At 73.7% G+C, this 16316-nt stretch carries 19 protein-coding genes; 8 read left to right on the top strand and 11 right to left on the bottom strand.

From position 1 onward, the window contains the following. Positions 1-10 precede the first annotated feature (10 nt). Genes AB7F12_RS01195 through AB7F12_RS01180 form a run of 4 tightly spaced genes read right to left on the bottom strand, consistent with a single transcriptional unit; the run spans position 11 to position 2644 of the window. A complete protein-coding gene (locus AB7F12_RS01195; protein ID WP_428498966.1) occupies positions 11-751 on the bottom strand; it encodes a DedA family protein in 741 nt (246 codons plus the stop codon). Between the two features lie 43 nt (positions 752-794). Then, entirely contained in the window at positions 795-1463 is a 669-nt protein-coding gene (locus AB7F12_RS01190) for a DedA family protein (RefSeq protein WP_428498995.1), read from the bottom strand. Positions 1464-1509: 46 nt separating this feature from the next. Next, positions 1510-1899 carry a hypothetical protein gene (locus tag AB7F12_RS01185; RefSeq protein WP_428498965.1) on the bottom strand — a complete coding sequence of 130 codons (390 nt, stop codon included), beginning with the start codon at positions 1897-1899 and terminating at the stop codon, positions 1510-1512. Between the two features lie 43 nt (positions 1900-1942). After that, positions 1943-2644, bottom strand: a complete 702-nt coding sequence (locus AB7F12_RS01180; RefSeq protein ID WP_428498964.1) for an RNA polymerase sigma factor — start codon at positions 2642-2644, stop codon at positions 1943-1945. A 122-nt stretch (positions 2645-2766) separates the two neighbouring features. Here AB7F12_RS01180 and fbaA point away from each other — a divergent pair, with 122 nt between their 5' ends. The 3 genes from fbaA to AB7F12_RS01165 all read left to right on the top strand — a co-directional run bounded on the left by fbaA (position 2767) and on the right by AB7F12_RS01165 (position 5199). Then, positions 2767-3798 carry a class II fructose-bisphosphate aldolase gene (gene fbaA, locus AB7F12_RS01175; protein ID WP_428498963.1) on the top strand — a complete coding sequence of 344 codons (1032 nt, stop codon included), beginning with the start codon at positions 2767-2769 and terminating at the stop codon, positions 3796-3798. 34 nt (positions 3799-3832) lie between these two features. Then, a complete protein-coding gene (locus tag AB7F12_RS01170) occupies positions 3833-4246 on the top strand; it encodes a DUF3151 domain-containing protein (protein WP_428498962.1) in 414 nt (137 codons plus the stop codon). A gap of 317 nt (positions 4247-4563) precedes the next feature. After that, positions 4564-5199: a lysophospholipid acyltransferase family protein gene (locus AB7F12_RS01165; protein WP_428498994.1), complete on the top strand. Its 636-nt coding sequence runs from the start codon at positions 4564-4566 to the stop codon at positions 5197-5199. A 279-nt stretch (positions 5200-5478) separates the two neighbouring features. Here AB7F12_RS01165 and AB7F12_RS01160 read toward each other — a convergent pair whose 3' ends face one another. After that, positions 5479-6180 (bottom strand): hypothetical protein, encoded by a 702-nt coding sequence (locus AB7F12_RS01160; RefSeq protein WP_428498961.1) that lies wholly within the window; start codon positions 6178-6180, stop codon positions 5479-5481. 76 nt (positions 6181-6256) lie between these two features. Here AB7F12_RS01160 and AB7F12_RS01155 point away from each other — a divergent pair, with 76 nt between their 5' ends. Further along, complete coding sequence (locus AB7F12_RS01155; protein WP_428498960.1) at positions 6257-7537, top strand: adenylosuccinate synthase; 1281 nt, start codon at positions 6257-6259, stop codon at positions 7535-7537. A gap of 342 nt (positions 7538-7879) precedes the next feature. Here AB7F12_RS01155 and AB7F12_RS01150 read toward each other — a convergent pair whose 3' ends face one another. From AB7F12_RS01150 to nth, 4 genes are read right to left on the bottom strand one after another with little or no spacing between them, the layout of a single operon-like run. Then, the gene (locus tag AB7F12_RS01150) at positions 7880-9076 is read right to left on the bottom strand and encodes a MarP family serine protease (protein ID WP_428498959.1); all 1197 of its coding nucleotides are present in this window, start codon (positions 9074-9076) and stop codon (positions 7880-7882) included. 13 nt (positions 9077-9089) lie between these two features. Beyond that, complete coding sequence (locus AB7F12_RS01145) at positions 9090-9797, bottom strand: NUDIX hydrolase (RefSeq protein ID WP_428498958.1); 708 nt, start codon at positions 9795-9797, stop codon at positions 9090-9092. Further along, the gene (locus AB7F12_RS01140) at positions 9794-10441 is read right to left on the bottom strand and encodes a TlpA family protein disulfide reductase (RefSeq protein WP_428498957.1); all 648 of its coding nucleotides are present in this window, start codon (positions 10439-10441) and stop codon (positions 9794-9796) included. The genes AB7F12_RS01145 and AB7F12_RS01140 overlap by 4 nt, the downstream gene beginning before the upstream one ends. After that, a complete protein-coding gene (gene nth / locus AB7F12_RS01135) occupies positions 10438-11181 on the bottom strand; it encodes an endonuclease III (protein WP_428498993.1) in 744 nt (247 codons plus the stop codon). Before nth ends, AB7F12_RS01140 begins: the two co-directional genes overlap by 4 nt. Before the next feature lie 238 nt (positions 11182-11419). Here nth and AB7F12_RS01130 point away from each other — a divergent pair, with 238 nt between their 5' ends. From AB7F12_RS01130 to AB7F12_RS01120, 3 genes are all read left to right on the top strand, one after another. Further along, a complete protein-coding gene (locus tag AB7F12_RS01130) occupies positions 11420-11674 on the top strand; it encodes a hypothetical protein (protein WP_428498956.1) in 255 nt (84 codons plus the stop codon). A 143-nt stretch (positions 11675-11817) separates the two neighbouring features. Further along, complete coding sequence (locus AB7F12_RS01125) at positions 11818-12492, top strand: Crp/Fnr family transcriptional regulator (protein WP_296153377.1); 675 nt, start codon at positions 11818-11820, stop codon at positions 12490-12492. Positions 12493-12535: 43 nt separating this feature from the next. Further along, positions 12536-13786: an MFS transporter gene (locus tag AB7F12_RS01120; protein ID WP_428498955.1), complete on the top strand. Its 1251-nt coding sequence runs from the start codon at positions 12536-12538 to the stop codon at positions 13784-13786. Here AB7F12_RS01120 and AB7F12_RS01115 read toward each other — a convergent pair. Together AB7F12_RS01115 and AB7F12_RS01110 are read right to left on the bottom strand one after the other, a co-directional pair. Next, positions 13749-14543: an MBL fold metallo-hydrolase gene (locus AB7F12_RS01115; protein WP_428498992.1), complete on the bottom strand. Its 795-nt coding sequence runs from the start codon at positions 14541-14543 to the stop codon at positions 13749-13751. The two genes, AB7F12_RS01120 and AB7F12_RS01115, sit on opposite strands and share 38 nt — an antisense overlap. A 2-nt stretch (positions 14544-14545) precedes the next feature. Beyond that, the gene (locus AB7F12_RS01110; protein ID WP_428498954.1) at positions 14546-15343 is read right to left on the bottom strand and encodes an NUDIX hydrolase; all 798 of its coding nucleotides are present in this window, start codon (positions 15341-15343) and stop codon (positions 14546-14548) included. An 82-nt stretch (positions 15344-15425) separates the two neighbouring features. Between AB7F12_RS01110 and AB7F12_RS01105 the strand changes: the two genes are divergently transcribed. Next, complete coding sequence (locus AB7F12_RS01105) at positions 15426-16313, top strand: Gfo/Idh/MocA family protein (RefSeq protein ID WP_428498953.1); 888 nt, start codon at positions 15426-15428, stop codon at positions 16311-16313. The last annotated feature ends 3 nt before the right edge of the window (positions 16314-16316 follow it).

Genomic DNA, 16316 nt, shown 5'->3' with positions numbered 1-16316 from the left:
CGACGGGCCCTCAGCGGTCGCTCTCCGCCTCGCCCGGCCGGTCCGCGTCGCCGTCGGCCGGGGCGGCGTTCGCGCCGACCCGGTTCTCCGGGAGCTCGGCGGTGTCGTCGATCGGGCGGCGCATCTCCTGGCGGTAGCGCCACACCCCGAACCCGGTGCCCAGCACGAAGAACGCGACCGACGCGACCACCGCGGCCGTCTTCAGCCACGGCACCGAGTCGAGCAGGCCGGCGCCGTAGTAGCCGATCATCAGCAGCGTCGGCACCCAGAGGACCGCGCCCACCGTGTTGGCCAGCAGGAACTTGCGGTTGTCCATGCGGACCGCACCCGCGATCATCGGTGCCAGCGTCCGGATCCACGGGATCCAGCGGGCCACGACGATCGACCAGAACCCCCAGCGGTCGAGGAAGCGCCCCGCCCGCTCCAGATTGGCCCTGTTGAGCATCTTCCCGTCCTTGCGGGCGAGGATGCGGGTGCCGGTGTAGCGGCCGACGAGGTAGCCGGCCTGGTTGCCGGCCACGGCCAGCACCACGGCCACGAAGGCCAGCGTCCAGGCGCCACGCTCGTGCCCGTGCTGGGCCAGGACGACACCCGCCGCGACGAGCAGCGAGTCACCCGGCAGGAACAGCCCGACGATGAACGCGCACTCCAGGAAGATGAACGTGAGCACGACGGCCCACACCGTGGCGGGCCCCGCGGAGTCGAGGGGTCCCCAGGCCAGGGTCGTGGTGAGGGCGGTCGTGGTGGTCACTGCTCTCCAGCATGGTCGCCGGGCCCAGCCGTCGTGAAGGCGATCAGCGGCGGGCGCGGTGGGCGGGGCCCGGGCGCGCACGCCGCGCCCGGACGACCTCGACGATGATCGGGATCACCGAGATCAGCACGATCAGGATCAGCATCGCCTCGATGTTGTTCTTGACGATGTCGAAGCTTCCGAGGAAGTAGCCCAGCACGGTCACCCCCGCGGCCCACGCCACGCCACCGATCAGCGAGTAGGTGAAGTACCGGCGCGGGTCCATCTTCGCCACACCCGCCATGACCGTGATGAACGTGCGGACGATCGGCACGAAACGCGCCATGACGATCGCGCGGTTGCCGTACTTGTCGAAGAAGCCCTGCGTCTTCTCGACGTGCTCGGGCTTGAACAACCGTGACTTCGGCTTGTCGAAGATCGCCGGCCCGGCCTTGCGGCCGATCCAGTAGCCGCAGGCGTTCCCCGCGAACGCGGCGACCACCAGGATCACGCAGACCAGCCAGAGCGGTGTACTGATCGCGCCGACGTGGACGAACAGCCCCGCCGTGAACAGGAGCGAGTCACCGGGCAGGAAGAACCCCAGCAGCAGCCCGCACTCCGCGAACACGATCAGCGCGAGCCCGACCAGCGCCCACGGCCCCAGCCACTCGATGATGGTGTCGGGCTGGAGCCACTCCGGGCCCAGGGCCAGCGTGGCGGACGACGGCGCCATGCCGAGGAGGTTCGTCACGGTTCACGACGTTACCCGGCCGCGGGACTCACCCGAGCGGCGGTAGCAACCCCGGCACGAGGACAGAGAGCAGCGCCAACGCGCACCCGAGCACGGCACCGCCCAGCAACGCGACCGTCAACGCCCATCCGACCTGGTTCATCGGGCTGCGCGGCGCGGACCGGCGGCCCCGGCCCGACCCGGTCGCACTCACCGCCTGTTGCGCCCACATGCCCGACGCCTCGTGCTCGGGGTGGACCGGCGGCTGCTGCATCGACTCGTGGACGGGCGAGTACCGGCCGGATGCCTGCGGGCCCGGCGCCGGGGCGGGCGGACGGGGCAGCGGGCCCGGCTGCGGCGGGGCCGCGAACGGGTTCCCGCTGGTCTGCCCCGCGCGGGCGCGCAACGCCTCCGACAACTTCCGACCCGGGTCGTCCATCGCCGTCACGGTGCCGTTCTCCCTGTTCACGGGGGCCTGGACCTCATCGGCCCGACGCGCGGGCCGCCATCACCTTCGCGACGGTGTCGAGCCCCCGGCTCGCCGTCGACTTGACCGTACCGCGACTGATCCCCGTCGCCTCCGCGATCTCGGCTTCCGACATCCCCCCGTAATAACGGAGGACGAGGACCTCACGCTGGCGCGGCGGGAGCGTCGCGAGTGCGTCGACGACCGCCTGGTGCTCGGCCGACAGCATCGCCAACGACTCCGCCGAGCGGGCGTTGACGCTGTGCGGAGGCACGTAGTCGCGTGCCGTGCGGCGCCGCCGCAGCACCGACCGCGACCCGTTCACGACAGCTGTGCGCAGGTACGCCACCGCGGCCGCCTCGTCGCGCAGCCCACCCCAGTTGCGGTGCAGACCCGTGAACGCCTCCTGCACGACGTCCTCGGCCGTGGTCGGGTCGTCGACCAGCAGGACCGCGAGGCGGACCAGCCGGAGCCGGTGGTCGTTGTAGAGGTCGGCCAGCGTCCGCGGCGGCGCGCCCGGCGGGGGCGGCGGCGGAGCGGCGACGGAATCCGGGCCGGCGTCGATGCGGCGCAGCCGGCTGAGGGTCTGCTCGACCGCGCGCTCACCCTCGGTCGGCGCATGCCGGCCGGTGGCGGATCCCGGGGCCGGACCCCCGGCGCCGTAGCGGTCATGGGGCTCGAAAGCGTGCTGGCTCGCCGTACTCCCCTCCCCGTTCACTCGCCGGAGTCTATCGGCGGCCGGATCCGGCATTGGCGGAGCCCGCCCCCGGGTACGTGATAATCGCCTGTGACGAGCGCCGACACGCCACGACGAGCGCCACCCGATCGAGAGGACGCCCCATGCCGATCGCCACTCCCGAGGTCTACAACGCGATGCTCGACGGCGCCAAGAAGGGGGAGTACGCCTTCCCGGCGATCAACGTGACCAGCAGCGAGACCCTCAACGCGGCCCTCCGGGCCTTCGCGGAGGCCGAGAGCGACGGCATCGTCCAGCTGTCGACGGGTGGCTCCGAGTTCGCGTCCGGCCTCGGCGTGAAGGACATGGTCGTCGGCTCCGTCGCGATGGCCGAGTTCGCGCACGTCGTCGCCGAGCGGTACCCCGTCAACGTCGTGCTGCACACCGACCACTGCCCCAAGGACAAGCTCGACGGCTTCGTACGCCCGCTGATGGCCATCAGCGCCGAGCGCGTCGCCCGTGGCGAGGAGCCGCTGTTCCAGTCGCACATGTGGGACGGCTCCGCGGTCGAGCTCGAGGAGAACCTGCAGATCGCGGCCGAGCTGCTCGACGCCGCGGCCAAGGCCAGGATCATCCTCGAGGTGGAGATCGGCGTCGTCGGTGGCGAGGAGGACGGCGTCCACAACGAGGTCAACGAGAAGCTCTACACGTCGCCCGGCGACTACGAGCGCACCGTCGAGGTGCTCGGCGGCGGCGAGAAGGGCCGCTACCTGCTGGCGGCGACGTTCGGCAACGTGCACGGCGTCTACAAGCCGGGCAACGTCAAGCTGCGCCCCGAGATCCTGAAGGAGGGCCAGGAGGTCGCCCGCGCCAAGCTCGGGCTGGCCGCCGACGCCAAGCCGTTCGACCTCGTGTTCCACGGTGGCTCCGGCTCGGGCCTCGAAGAGATCCACGAGGCGATCTCGTACGGCGTCGTCAAGATGAACGTCGACACCGACACCCAGTACGCGTTCACCCGCCCGATCGCGTCGCACATGTTCCAGAACTACGACGGCGTCCTGAAGATCGACGGCGAGGTCGGCAACAAGAAGGCCTACGACCCGCGCTCCTACCTGAAGAAGGCCGAGCAGTCGATGACCGACCGCGTCGTCGAGGCATGCCAGACGCTGAAGTCCGCGGGTCGGACCCTGCGCTGACGGGCGACACGGGGCTCGGGGAAAGATGGACGGCATGACCGTTCACGGCAACCTCCTCGGCCCCGAGCCCACCCGGCTGCCCGTCGACCCGGCGGCTGCCGAGCTGGCGGGTGGCGCGGACGCCACGGCCGTGGCCGCCGCGCACCCCGCCTCCATGATCGCGTGGGCGACCCTGGCCGAGTCCGCCCTCGCCGACGGCGAGGTCGTCACCGCCTACGCCTACGCCCGCACCGGCTACCACCGCGGCCTCGACCAGCTGCGCCGCAACGGCTGGAAGGGCTTCGGGCCCATCCCCTGGGCGCACGAGCCCAACCAGGGCGTCCTCCGGGCGCTCGCGGCGCTGCTGCGGGCGTCGGAGGCGCTCGGCGAGACCGACGAGGTCGAGCGCCTGCGGACCTTCATCGCCGAGTCCGACCCGGCCGCGCCCGCGGAGCTCGGCATCGCGTGAACGACGCCGTCGCGGCGGTCGGCGGGTGCCGCCCGCCGCGACGCGGCCCCGTCATCGGCCGGTCGGGCGGCACCCGCGGACCCCGGCCGCTGCAGCGGAACGACCCGGATCCCGGAGACGTTGCCCGTACGGCGCTCGCGGCGGCCCCCCAGGACATGTGACGGTCGACGGGACGTTCCACTCCGGTGACCCGACGGTCACGATGGGTGGGGGACAATGGTCCGGCGGCAACGCCGACGTCGGGGATCCGTCGACTCCTGGGGAGAGGTCGAACAGCAGTGCAGTTCCTGATCAGGTGGGTCATCCGTCCGCTCGCGATGCTCCTGTGGCGCCCGAAGGCCGAAGGCATCGAGGGGGTGCCCCTCACCGGCCCGGTGATCTTCGCGTCCAACCATCGCGCCGCCGTCGACACCGCGGTCATCCCGCTGGTCGCGCCCCGCCCCGTCGCCTTCCTCGCCAAGGCCGAGTACTTCACCGGCCGCAGCCTCAAGCGCCGCTTCGGCGCCCGCTTCCTCGCCGCCCTCAACTACGTCCCGGTCGACCGCGGCAACGCCAAGGCAGGCCTCGCCGCCCTCGACGCCGGCCGCGGCGTCCTCGAAGCGGGCGGCGCCTTCGGCATCTACCCCGAGGGCACCCGCTCCCTCGACGGCCGCCTCCACCGCGGCCACACCGGCGTCGCGACCCTCGCGCTCACCACCGGCGCCGTCGTCGTCCCCGTCGGCCTCCTCGGCACCGACAAGGTGCAGCCCGTCGGAGTGCGGATCCCCCGGATCGCGCCCGTCACCGTCCGGTTCGGCGCACCGCTCGACTTCTCCCGCTACGAGGGCCTCGAGAACTCCCCCGCCATCCGCCGCGCCGTCACCGACGAGATCATGGACGCCATCGCGCAGCTCAGCGGGCAGGAGTACGTCGACTCCTACCACCGCCGCCCGGACTCGTCCGCCGCCGCATGAGGCCGCGGCGCCGGCCGCGACCGCCCGCCGCCCCCGAGCACCGTCGACGTCCACCCCGGGTGGGCCGCGCCCGCGCATCGGCGCGAGCGACCGGTTCCCGGCGACGACCTCCCTGGACGGGTGCGCCCGTCCAGGGCGCCGGAGAACTCGGGTCGGCGGCGACGTGGACGAGCGGCTTGTCGCGCTCCTGGGGCTCAGGTGCGTGCCAGCAGTTCCACGTCCGCGGTGTTGCTCGCACGCTCCGATCGTGTTTCGCGAAGCGCTGCAACGGGTCCGGCCTCACGGGCGGACCAACAGCCAGTCCTCGGTGTGCCGGTACCACGTCCAGCGCGGCACCTCGCGCGGATGCTCCACCCCGTTCACGACGACCCGCGCCCCCACGCAGCCGATCTGCAGGGCACGGCCCGTCGCCGCCCGGACCCCGCGCCCCTGCACCGACGACACGCCGCCCGGCCCCGCGACGGCCACCAGCCTGCGCACCGACCCCCTGACGACGAGGGTGTCGTCGCAGTACGCCTCGCCCCGCAGGTTGCGCACCTCGCCGCGCCCGACGAGCACGCCGCCCGCGTCATCCCTGACCAACGGGACCGGTGCCGCCGTGCCGTCGAGGGCCAGCGCGGCGGCCGCCGCCCGGTCCCGCGGCAGGTCCCACGCGGCGGCTGCGGCCGAGCGGCGCGTCGTCGGCACGAACGCCACCTCCACCGCCCCGAGCAGGTCCCGGCGCAGCAGTCGCACCAGCACGGCCGCGAGGTCCGCGTCGGTCCCGGAGACCACGACCCGGCCCGGACGTTGCTCGTCCAGGACCGGATCCAGGTCGGTGCGGCCGGGCCGCGAGGGCAGCCGGACCGCCGGCACCCCGGCCAGTGCCGCAGGTACCCGGGCGAGACGTGCGCCCGGCCGACTACCGTGGAACGGAAGCCGCCGGCCCGTGGCCTCGTCCCCGACGGCCAGCAGCATCACCGAGGAATCGATCCTGCTCACTGTGATCGGTTACCCTCCCCGCCGCGGCGCGAACTGCGCCGCGGTCGCTCCGCGCGTTCAGGACTTGGAGTTTCACATGCCGGCGATCGTGCTGATCGGAGCCCAGTGGGGCGACGAGGGCAAGGGCAAGGCCACCGACCTCCTCGGCGGCCAGGTCCAGTGGGTGGTCCGCTACCAGGGTGGCAACAACGCCGGCCACACCGTCGTCCTGCCCGACGGGCAGGACTTCGCCCTGCACCTCATCCCGTCGGGCATCCTCACCCCGGGCGTGCGCAACGTCATCGGTAACGGTGTCGTCGTCGACCCCGGGGTCCTGCTCGACGAGCTCACCGGCCTCGAGAACCGTGGCGTGGACACCAGCGGCCTCATGATCAGCGCCGACGCGCACCTGATCATGCCGTACCACATCGCCATCGACAAAGTCACTGAACGCTTCCTGGGCAAGGCCAAGATCGGCACCACCGGCCGCGGCATCGGCCCCGCCTACCAGGACAAGGTCGCCCGCGTCGGCGTCCGCGCCGCCGACGTCCTCGACGAGAAGATCCTCCGCCAGAAGGTCGAAGCGGCCCTCGAGCTGAAGAACCAGATCCTCGTCAAGGTCTACAACCGCCGCGCCCTCGACGTCGACGAGGTCGTCGACACCGTGCTGGCCTGCGGCGAACGCTTCAGCCACCGCATCGCCGACACCCGGCTGCTGCTCAACAAGGCCCTCGAGGCGGGCGAGACCATCCTCCTCGAAGGCTCGCAGGGCACGCTGCTCGATGTCGACCACGGCACCTACCCCTTCGTCACCAGCTCCAACCCGACCGCCGCCGGTGCCGCCGTCGGCTCCGGCATCGGGCCCAACAAGATCGACCGCGTCATCGGGATCCTGAAGGCCTACACCACGCGCGTCGGCTCCGGTCCCTTCCCCTCCGAGCTGCACGACGAGTGGGGCGAGCGCCTGCGCAAGGTCGGCGGTGAGGTCGGCGTGACCACCGGCCGCCCCCGCCGCTGCGGCTGGTTCGACGCCGTCATCGGGCGGTACGCCGTGCGCGTCAACGGCATCACCGACTACTTCCTCACCAAGCTCGACGTCCTCTCCGGCATCGACACCGTCCCGATCTGCGTGGCGTACGAGGTCGACGGCAAGCGTGTCGACGACATGCCCATGACCCAGACCGACGTCCACCACGCCATCCCGGTCTACGAGGAGCTCCCCGGCTGGTTCGAGGACATCTCCGGCTGCCGCAGCTTCGACGAGCTCCCCGCCAATGCCAAGGCCTACGTCCGCCGCATCGAGGAGCTCACCGGCGCCCCCGTCAGCGCCATCGGCGTCGGCCCCGGCCGCGACGAGACGATCACCCGCGAGGTCTGACCCCCGGGGCCTGGGAGCCGTCGCGCCGCGACGTCGGTCCCTTTCGGCTGTTCGGGGGTGCCGCGGGGCTCCGCGGTCGCTGAGCGGGCTCTGAGCCCGCAGCGCGGCCTACTGCGGCACCTCGCCACCCGCGGCGGCGGGCGATCGCCGCACGGCTTCCCGACCGCCGCGCGGCTTCCCGGATCGAGCGGCGCACCGGATCGCTCCTGCCGCCGCACCCCTTCCGGATGCGCCGCACCCTTTGCAACGTGTGCGGCGGGTACGAAAGGTGTGCGGCGACCTGGCCCGGCGACAGCAGCGAGGTTGCGCGCGCGTCGACGGCGCGCGTGCGGGGGCCGGGGGTCAGGCGGCGCAGGTCCCGGTGTCGACCTTGCGCGTCAGACCGCCCGCGGCGGCGAGGGCGCCCGCGACCTGGTCGGCGGTGAGCACGAAACCGGTCTCGGAGTCGTCGAGCGCCGCGCCGAAGACGACACCGATGACCTGGCCGTCGGGGGCGATCATCGGGCCGCCCGAGTTCCCGGAGCGGACGGTGGCGCGGATCGTGTAGACGTCGCGGGTCACGGTGCCGCTGTCGTAGATGTCCGGGCCGCGGAGCTGGATGCGGTCGCGGACCTTCGCGGCGGTGGCGGTGTAGGGCCCGTCGAGCGGGTAGCCGAGGACGATCGCGTCGTCGCCGGGCCTCGCCGGGTCGGGCGCGAACCGCAGCGGCTGGGCGTCGAGGTCGGGCACCGCGAGCACGGCGACGTCGACCTCGGGGTCGTAGCTCACGACGGTGGCGGTGAGGGTGCGGGTGCGGCCGTTGCGGCCCGGGACCTCGACGCTGGTCTGGTTGGTGCCGGCGACGACGTGGGCGTTGGTCATGACGCGCTGCGGGCCGACGACGAACCCGGTGCCCTCGAGCTGGCGCTGGCAGGAGGGGGCGCGGCCGCGGACCTTGAGGACGCTGCCGCCGACGTCGCGGACGACCTGGCTGCGGGCGAGCGCCGCGTCGGGGGGGCCGACGGCGCTGATGGGGGTCTGCGCGAAGGGGGACAGGACGTCGGGGAAACCGGAGTCGTCGAGGAGCTGGCGCAGTTCGGCGGGCAGGGCGCGGGCGCCCGAGGGCATCACGGAGTCGACGGACTGCAGCACCTCGGAGCTGCGGACGCTGGCGGCGAGCCCGGGGAAGCTGGCGGAGGCCAGCGGGAGGGCGACGAGCCAGGCGGCGACGACCACGGTGAAGGCCTGCAGGAGGGCGCCGAGGGACGAGTCGACCTTGAGGACGCGTTCGCCGGTGATGCGGTCGCGGATGCGGCGGCCGAAGAAGACGCCGGTGGTCTCGCCGAGGGCGACGAGGAGCACGACGACGACGATGCTGACGATCACGCGGGTGTGCTGGGCCTCGATGCCGGAGACGATCAGCGGGGCGACGCGGACGCCGAGAATGGCGCCACCGAGCACGCCGACGAACGACAGGAAGGCCACGGCCATGCCGTGACGCCATCCGGACACGCCCGCGACGATCGCGAGGAGTACGACGATGACGTCGACCCAGCTCATGCGAAGACCCCGGTCATCCCCCGGTGACCTCCTGCCCCGTGTCGTCCCTCGTGACGCCGCTGCGGGCGGCGAGCGCTTCGGCCAGGTCCAGCGTGCGGGTGGCCCTCCACGGGACTTCCCATCCCCCTGCATGCAACAGCGCGGACAATAAGCCCCCGGTGAAACCCCACACGAGCAGCCCCTGGACCTGGAAGGCGGGGCCGGCGCCGCCGGCGGGGTGGCGGACGCGGACGCGGTTGGCAGGGTCGGCGAGGTCGGCGACGGGGATGCGGGCGACGTGCGCGGTCTCGGCGGGGTCGACGGCGTGCACGGCGCTGGGCCGGGCCCAGTGCGCGATCACGGGCGTGACGACGAAACCGGACGGCGGGACGAACAGGTCGGCGAGGGTGGCGAGGGGGACGACACCGGCGGGTTCGAGGCCGGTCTCCTCCTCGGCCTCACGGAGGGCGGCGCCGACGGGGCCCGTGTCGCCGGGGTCGATGCCGCCGCCGGGAAAGGCGACCTGACCGGCATGGTTGCGCAGGTCGGCGGAGCGCTCGGCGAGGAGGACGTCGGGCCCGGAGGGGCCTTCGCCGAAAAGGACCAGGACAGCGGCCCGGCGGCCGCCATCGGTCGGGGGGACGCGGCGGGCGCCGATGTCGGTCGGGGCGAAGTCGCGGATACCGGCGAGCAGTGGGTGGAGCCATCCGGGGGCGAGCCCCGGGTGTAGTTCCTCGGTCACGCGGCGGTCCCCTCGGCGACGGCGGCGGCGACGTCGTCGGCGGTGGCGAACGGGACGGGGGGCAGGACAGGGGTGACGCGGCCGTCGGCGGCGACGAGGTAGCTGAGGGGGACGGCCGGCGGCAGGGAGAGGGCGGCGGCCAGCCTGCCGTCGGGGTCGGTGACCGACGGGAGCCGGACGCCGAGGTCGGCCAGCAGGGTGAGCGCGGGTTCGGGCTGGTCGCGGACGTCGATGCCGAGGACGGTGACGGCGCCGGGGCGGGCGGCGTACTCGGCGAGGGCGGGCAGTTCGGCGCGGCACGGGCCGCACCAGGACGCCCAGACGTTGAGCAGGGCCGGCCGGCCGGCGAGGGCGGCCCCGAGGTCGACGGTGCCGTCGCCGCCGAGGCAGGGCACGGTGACGCCGGCGAGCGGCCCGGCGGCGGGCGCCCCGCTCGGGGCGGGGCACGGCAGGAGAGCGGCTCGGGCGCGCACGGCGGAGAGGTCGGTGGCGGGGGCCGTCGCGGGCGGGTCGGACGCGGACGTGGACGACGCGGACGTGGACGACGACGCGCCGCGCGGCCACAGCGCCACGACGCCGAGCACGACGAGCAGCACGACGACGACGGTCGTGACGATCTCGGTGCGCGTCGCGCGGAGCCTCACGCGTCGGGGTCCGGCTCGCCCGGTCGCAGCGCGCCGTAGCCGGCCAGCGCGAGGAGGTGGTCGCGTTCGGGGCCCTTGACCAGCGGGGCGGCCTTCTCGGGGTCGGTCGGGCCGGCACCGAAGGACGGGCAGTCGACCGCGAGGGTGCAGACGCCGCACGCGGGCTTGCGGGCGTGGCAGACGCGGCGGCCGTGGAAGATCACCTCGTGCGACACGATCGTCCAGTCGCGCTTGGGCACGAGCTCGCCGACGGCGTGCTCGACCTTGACCGGGTCCTCCTCGGTGGTCCATCCCCAGCGGCGGACGAGCCGGCCGAAGTGGGTGTCGACCGTGATCCCCGGGACGCCGAACGCGTTGCCCAGCACGACGTTGGCGGTCTTGCGGCCGATCCCGGGGAGGGTGACGAGGTCCTCGAGCCGTGCCGGGAGCTCGCCGTCGAACCTGTCGACGACGGCCTGCCCGAGCCCGATGAGCGACGACGTCTTGTTGCGGTAGAAGCCGGTGGGCCGGATGAGCTCTTCCATCTCGGTGCGGTCGGCCTGCGCGTAGTCGACCGCCGTGCGGTAGCGCGCGAACAGGGCGGGGGTGACCTCGTTGACCCGCACGTCCGTGGTCTGCGCCGACAGGACGGTGGCGACGGCCAGCTCCAGCGGCGTGGTGAAGTCGAGCTCGCAGTGCGCGTCCGGGTAGGCGGCGGCGAGGGCGCGCAGCGTCCGTCCGACGCGCCGGGCCCGGCCGATCGGGCTCTCCCCGGCGGCGACACGGGCCGCGAGCCGCGCCGCGCTGCGCCGGTCCGGGAGGGTCCGCGCGGGAGTGCTCACCCTTCGAGACTACGGGCGGCCACCGACGGGTTCCGACGGGATCCCGGCAGCCGGCCGAGCCGGCTGCCCCGACAGGTCACAGATCCATCACGGCGCGCGCGGATCGCGGCCCCCGGTGCGCGCGTCCGGACGCGGGTGCGGAATCATCGGGCCCGTCATGACTGCCTGGCTCTCCGTCCTCGTGCCGCTGCTGGTGATGTTCTTCGCGCTCGGTATGGAGCGTGTGGAGTCCCGGCTGCGCGACGCCACCGTGCCCCAGGACGAGCTCGACGAGATGCTCGAGCGTCCCCGTCCCGAGGAGGTGCGAGCCATGTTCCGGCAGGGGACGGCCCGTGCCCTGGAGCTCTTCCGGCTCCGCAACAGACGCCAGGGCAAGCGCAAGCCGGAGGCGCAGAGCAAGATCGCGTCGTGACCGACGAACGCCGACGGGTACCGTTCACCCCCTGGGTGGGTGGTCCCCAAAGTGGTGTCTCGTCGCAGTTCGGGGCCGTACCCCCTAGACTGGCGCGCCGATGATCCGCGCCGTGGGGCGGGGATGACACGAGGAGCGGGAACGTGGACGAGGTTCTGATCCGCGCCGGGATCTTCCAGGGCGTGGAACCACATGCGGCGGAGGTGCTCGCCCAGGCGCTGGAGACCGCCGAGTTCCCGCGCGGGCACGTCATTTTCTCCGAGGGTGAGCCGGGCGACCGGCTGTACATCATCGGCAGCGGCAAGGTGAAGATCGGTCGCAAGTCACCCGACGGTCGCGAGAACCTGCTGATGGTGGCGGGCCCGTCGGACATGTTCGGCGAGCTGTCCATCTTCGACCCGGGGCCGCGCACGTCGTCGGCCACCGCGGTGACGGAGGTCCGCGCCTACACGATGGACCGCGGCGCCCTGCGCGAGTGGATCGGCAAGCGCCCGGAGATCGCCGAGCAGCTGCTGCGTGTGCTGGCCCGACGCCTGCGCCGCACCAACAACATGCTGGCCGACCTGATCTTCACCGACGTCCCCGGCCGCGTGGCGAAGTCGCTGCTGCAGCTGGCGCGCCAGTTCGGGTCGCAGGAGTCGGGCCTGCTGCGGGTCACGCACGACCTGACGCAGGAGGAGATCGCGCAGCTCGTCGGCGCGTCGCGCGAGACCGTCAACAAGGCGCTCGCCGACTTCGCCCACCGCGGCTGGCTGCGGCTCGAGGGCAAGAGCGTCCTCATCCTGGAGCCCGAGCGGCTCGCCCGCCGCGCACGCTGAAACCGTTGGCAGGGAACGCCCCCGCCGTGTGAGGGTGGTGGGCGTGTCCGTCACGCTCGCCGACTACCGCGCCGCAGTCCGTACCCCTGGTGCGGCGCTGCCCGTCGCAGGGTCGGCGCTGGGCCGGCTGCCGATCGCGATGTACGGCCTCGCCGTCCTGCTGTACGTGCAGCGCACGACCGGGTCGTTCGCGTCGGCGGGGCTGGTGTCGGCGGGCATCCTGATCGGGATGTCGGTCGGCGCGGTCATGCAGGGCCGGATCATGGACCGCCGCGGCCCCGCGGTGCTCCTGCTCGTCGTCGCGGGACTGTTCGCCGCGGCGTCCGCGCTGCTGCTGGTGCTCATCGACAGCGGGCAGCCCCTCCCGGCGCTGATGGCCGCCGCGGCGCTCTCCGGGGCGGTGATGCCCGCGCTACCCGGCGCATCCCGGTCGTTGTGGACGGCGCTGCTGCCGCCCGGTCGCAGACGTGACGCCGGCTACGGCTACGAGGCCATCAGCCTCGAGGTCTTCTTCGTCCTGGGCCCGGCGATCGCCGCGTTCCTCGTCACGGCCCCGTGGCCGGGCACGGGCGCGGTCGTCGCGATCGCGGCGATGGTCGTCGGCACCGTCGTGTTCGCGTGCAGTCCCGTGGTGCGCACGGTCCGCGGCAGCGCCCGCGCCGGGCGCCGGTCGCTGCTCGGTGTGCTGGCCCGCCCCGGCCTGCGGATCGTCGCACTCGCCTCGTTGGGCTTCGGAGTCGTCATCGGCAGTGTCGAGGTCGGCGTGCCGGCGGTCACCGCGGCGGCCGGCTCGGCGGCGCTGGGCGGGGTGCTGCTGTCCGCATGGTCGGTGACGTCGGTGCTGGGCGGGATCGGCTACGCCGCCCGGCCCTGGCCACGGCCGCTGCACCAGCGGCTGCCGGTACTGCTGCTCGGGTTCGCGCTGGTCGTCGGCGGGATGGCGGCCGCGGCGGCGACGGGCTCCGTGTTCGCGACGGCGCTCGTGATGCTGCTCGCCGGGTCGCTCATCACCCCGCAGACCACCGCGCACTCCCTGCTGATCGACGTCGTCGTGGACGAGGGATCGGGCACCGAGGCGTTCGGCTGGGTCATCACCGCGGCGACCGTCGGCATCGCGGCGGGCCAGTCGCTGGCCGGGGTCGTCGTCGAGGCCGTCGGCCCGCACGCGGCGTTCCTCGTCGGCGGTGTGGGCGGGCTGCTCCTCGCCGCCGTCGTCTGGCTGCGGAGGTCTGCGGTCCGGGAAGCGCCCGCCGGGGTCAGCGACCGCCTCGAAGGTAGTCCAGCTGCGCCTTGACCGAGCTGTCCGCGGCCGGCCACAGCACCGTGTCGACGTCCGCGTACACGATCTCGACGACCTGCCGCGGCGTCGCGTCCGGGCCGAGCGTCTCCAACGCGGTCCGGACCTGCTGGAGCCGTTCCTCGCGGTGCGCGAGGTAGGTGCGGGCGGCGGCGGGCGCGTCGGCCAGTTCGGGGCCGTGGCCGGGCAGGACGTCGGTGCCGTCGGCGAGCTCGCGCAGCAGCCGCAGCGAGTCCAGGTAGGGGCCGAGGGAGCCGTCGGGCTCGGCGATGACGGTCGTGCCGCGGCCGAGGATCGTGTCGCCCGTCAGCACCGCCGGACCGGGGTCGCCGGGGCCGTCGAGCACGAGGGAGATCGAGTCGGCGGTGTGCCCCGGCGTGGCCAGGATGCGCAGCTCGACCCCCGCGGCGGCGACGACGTCGCCGTGCGCCAACGCCTCCGACCCCAGCACCAGCGTCGGGTCCAGCGCCCGCACCGGCGCGCCCGTCAGCTCGGCGAAGCGGCGCGCACCGCCGGCGTGGTCGTGGTGGTGGTGGGTGAGGATCACCAGCTCCACCGGTCCCTGCTCGGCGACCCGCGCGAGGTGCTCCTCGTCGTCCTCACCCGGGTCGACGACGATGCAGCGCTCCTCACCGGGCGCGCGCAGCACCCAGGTGTTCGTGCCCTCCAACGTCATGGGCGACGGGTTGTGCGCCAACAGGACCGACGCCAGCGGTGTGACCCGGCGCAGCACCTCGTAGGCGGGGTGGGCGATGGTCATCGGGGGCCTCCGGCGGGTGCGTGCCCCGACGCGACGTCGCGGTCGTAGCCCTCGTCGCCGGGGAGCAGGACGTCGGGCAGTCCCTCGACGAACATCGGCAGGATCGAGGTGATCACGCCGGTGGGGGCGGCGGCGTGCAGCGTTGCCGCGTCCGGGAACGTGGCGATGTCGGTCAGGATCGCCCGCGTCGGGCGCATGAGCCCGATCTCGCCCGCGCGGAACGCCTCCAGCGCCGCGGCCGGCGCCCACCAGGTGGCCTCGACGGCCTCCGTCGTCTGCGCGTCGGCCTCCTGGCCGGGCGGGACGATCGCGGTGAAGAACGCGGTGTCGTAGCGACGTGGCTGCACGATCGGCGTGATCCAGCGCGCCCAGGGGTGCAGGAGGTCGGCCCTGACCCGCAGCCCGAGACCGGTGAGGACATCTCCGAAGGAACGCCGCCGCTGCGCCACGTCGTCGCGGGCCTGCGCGAGCGTCGCCGCGTCGACGGTCGCGCCGTCGGCGAGCAGGACCCCGCACTCCTCGAAGGTCTCCCGCACCGCGGCCAGCACGAACCCGGCGGCCTCGTCGACGTCGCACCCCAGCCGCTCCGCCCACCACGCGGGCTCCGGTCCCTCCCACGCGACCGCGCGGTCCGAAGCGTCGACGCCGCCGCCCGGGAAGACCGTCATCCCCCCGGCGAACGCCATGCCCTTCACCCGACGCTGCAGGAACACCTGCAACCGGCCGTCGGGGTCGTCACGCAGCAGTAGGACGGTGGCCGCGGGCCGCGGCACCACGGGCTCGGCGGCATTCACCGAACGGACGTTAGCCTCCCGCCGCGGCGCGCCGCAGCATGAGCGACGCCACGCCCGCCCGCCTGGGGGCAGGATGTCGCCCATGGACCGACTGCGGATGGGACTCGTCGGAGCCGGACCCTGGGCGACGACCGTGCACGCCGCCGCGATCGAGGCGCACCCCCTCGTCGAGCTCGCCGGTGTGTGGGCGCGCCGCCCCGATGCGGCCGCCGCCGTCGCGCAGGGCACGGCGGCGCGGGTACACACGTCGTTCGACGACCTGGTCGCCGACGTCGACGCCGTCGCGTTCGCCGTGCCCCCCGCGGTGCAGGGCGAACTGGCGCCGCGCGCCGTCGCCGCGGGCAGACCGGTCGTCCTCGAGAAGCCGCTGGCGGCCGACCTCGCCACAGCCGAACACGTCGCGCAGGCCGTCGCCGACGCGGGGGTCGTGTCCGCGGTCATGCTGACCTTGCGTTTCGACGCAGCAGTCCGCGCCTGGGTCGCCGCGTTGCCCGCGGGCTCCGCCGGACCCGACACCGTCGGCGTCGGCCGCTGGTTCTCCGGGGCCCTGCTCGGCGGGCCGTTCGCCGGATCGGCGTGGCGGGCCCAGCACGGCGCCCTGCTCGACGTCGGCCCCCACGTCATCGACCTGCTCGACACCGCCCTCGGCCCCGTCACCGGTGTCGAGTGGGCGAACCGCGCCGACGCCATGTGGACGTTCGGCATGACGCACGCCGGCGGCGCGCGCAGCACCGTCTCCATGTCGCTGCGGGTCGCGATCGACCCCACCGAGTTCGAGATCGGCATGTTCGGCGGGACGGGCCGGCACGTCCTCACCAGCCGGCCCGACGATGCCACCGTCCCTTACGCGACGATGCTCGACGAGTTCGTCGCCGACGTCGCCGCCGGGCGCACCGACGGGCCCTGCTCCGCCGCGCGCGGCCTGCACCTGCAGCGGATCACGGAACAGGTCGCGGCCGCGGCGGGCTGAGCG

The sequence above is a fragment of the Pseudonocardia sp. genome, assembly GCF_050250275.1.
GTDB lineage: Bacteria > Actinomycetota > Actinomycetes > Mycobacteriales > Pseudonocardiaceae > Pseudonocardia.
This window is presented reverse-complemented; position numbering and strand designations above follow the sequence as displayed.

Excerpts from the sequence above, each read along its gene's own strand:
- AB7F12_RS01190 (WP_428498995.1), bottom strand. The coding sequence starts at position 1,463 with ATGGCGCCGTCGTCCGCCACGCTGGCCCTGGGCCCGGAGTGGCTCCAG.
- AB7F12_RS01185 (WP_428498965.1), bottom strand. The coding sequence starts at position 1,899 with ATGGACGACCCGGGTCGGAAGTTGTCGGAGGCGTTGCGCGCCCGCGCG.
- fbaA (WP_428498963.1), top strand. The coding sequence starts at position 2,767 with ATGCCGATCGCCACTCCCGAGGTCTACAACGCGATGCTCGACGGCGCC.
- AB7F12_RS01170 (WP_428498962.1), top strand. The coding sequence starts at position 3,833 with ATGACCGTTCACGGCAACCTCCTCGGCCCCGAGCCCACCCGGCTGCCC.
- AB7F12_RS01165 (WP_428498994.1), top strand. The coding sequence starts at position 4,564 with ATGCTCCTGTGGCGCCCGAAGGCCGAAGGCATCGAGGGGGTGCCCCTC.
- AB7F12_RS01155 (WP_428498960.1), top strand. The coding sequence starts at position 6,257 with ATGCCGGCGATCGTGCTGATCGGAGCCCAGTGGGGCGACGAGGGCAAG.
- AB7F12_RS01150 (WP_428498959.1), bottom strand. The coding sequence starts at position 9,076 with ATGAGCTGGGTCGACGTCATCGTCGTACTCCTCGCGATCGTCGCGGGC.
- AB7F12_RS01130 (WP_428498956.1), top strand. The coding sequence starts at position 11,420 with ATGACTGCCTGGCTCTCCGTCCTCGTGCCGCTGCTGGTGATGTTCTTC.
- AB7F12_RS01105 (WP_428498953.1), top strand. The coding sequence starts at position 15,426 with ATGGACCGACTGCGGATGGGACTCGTCGGAGCCGGACCCTGGGCGACG.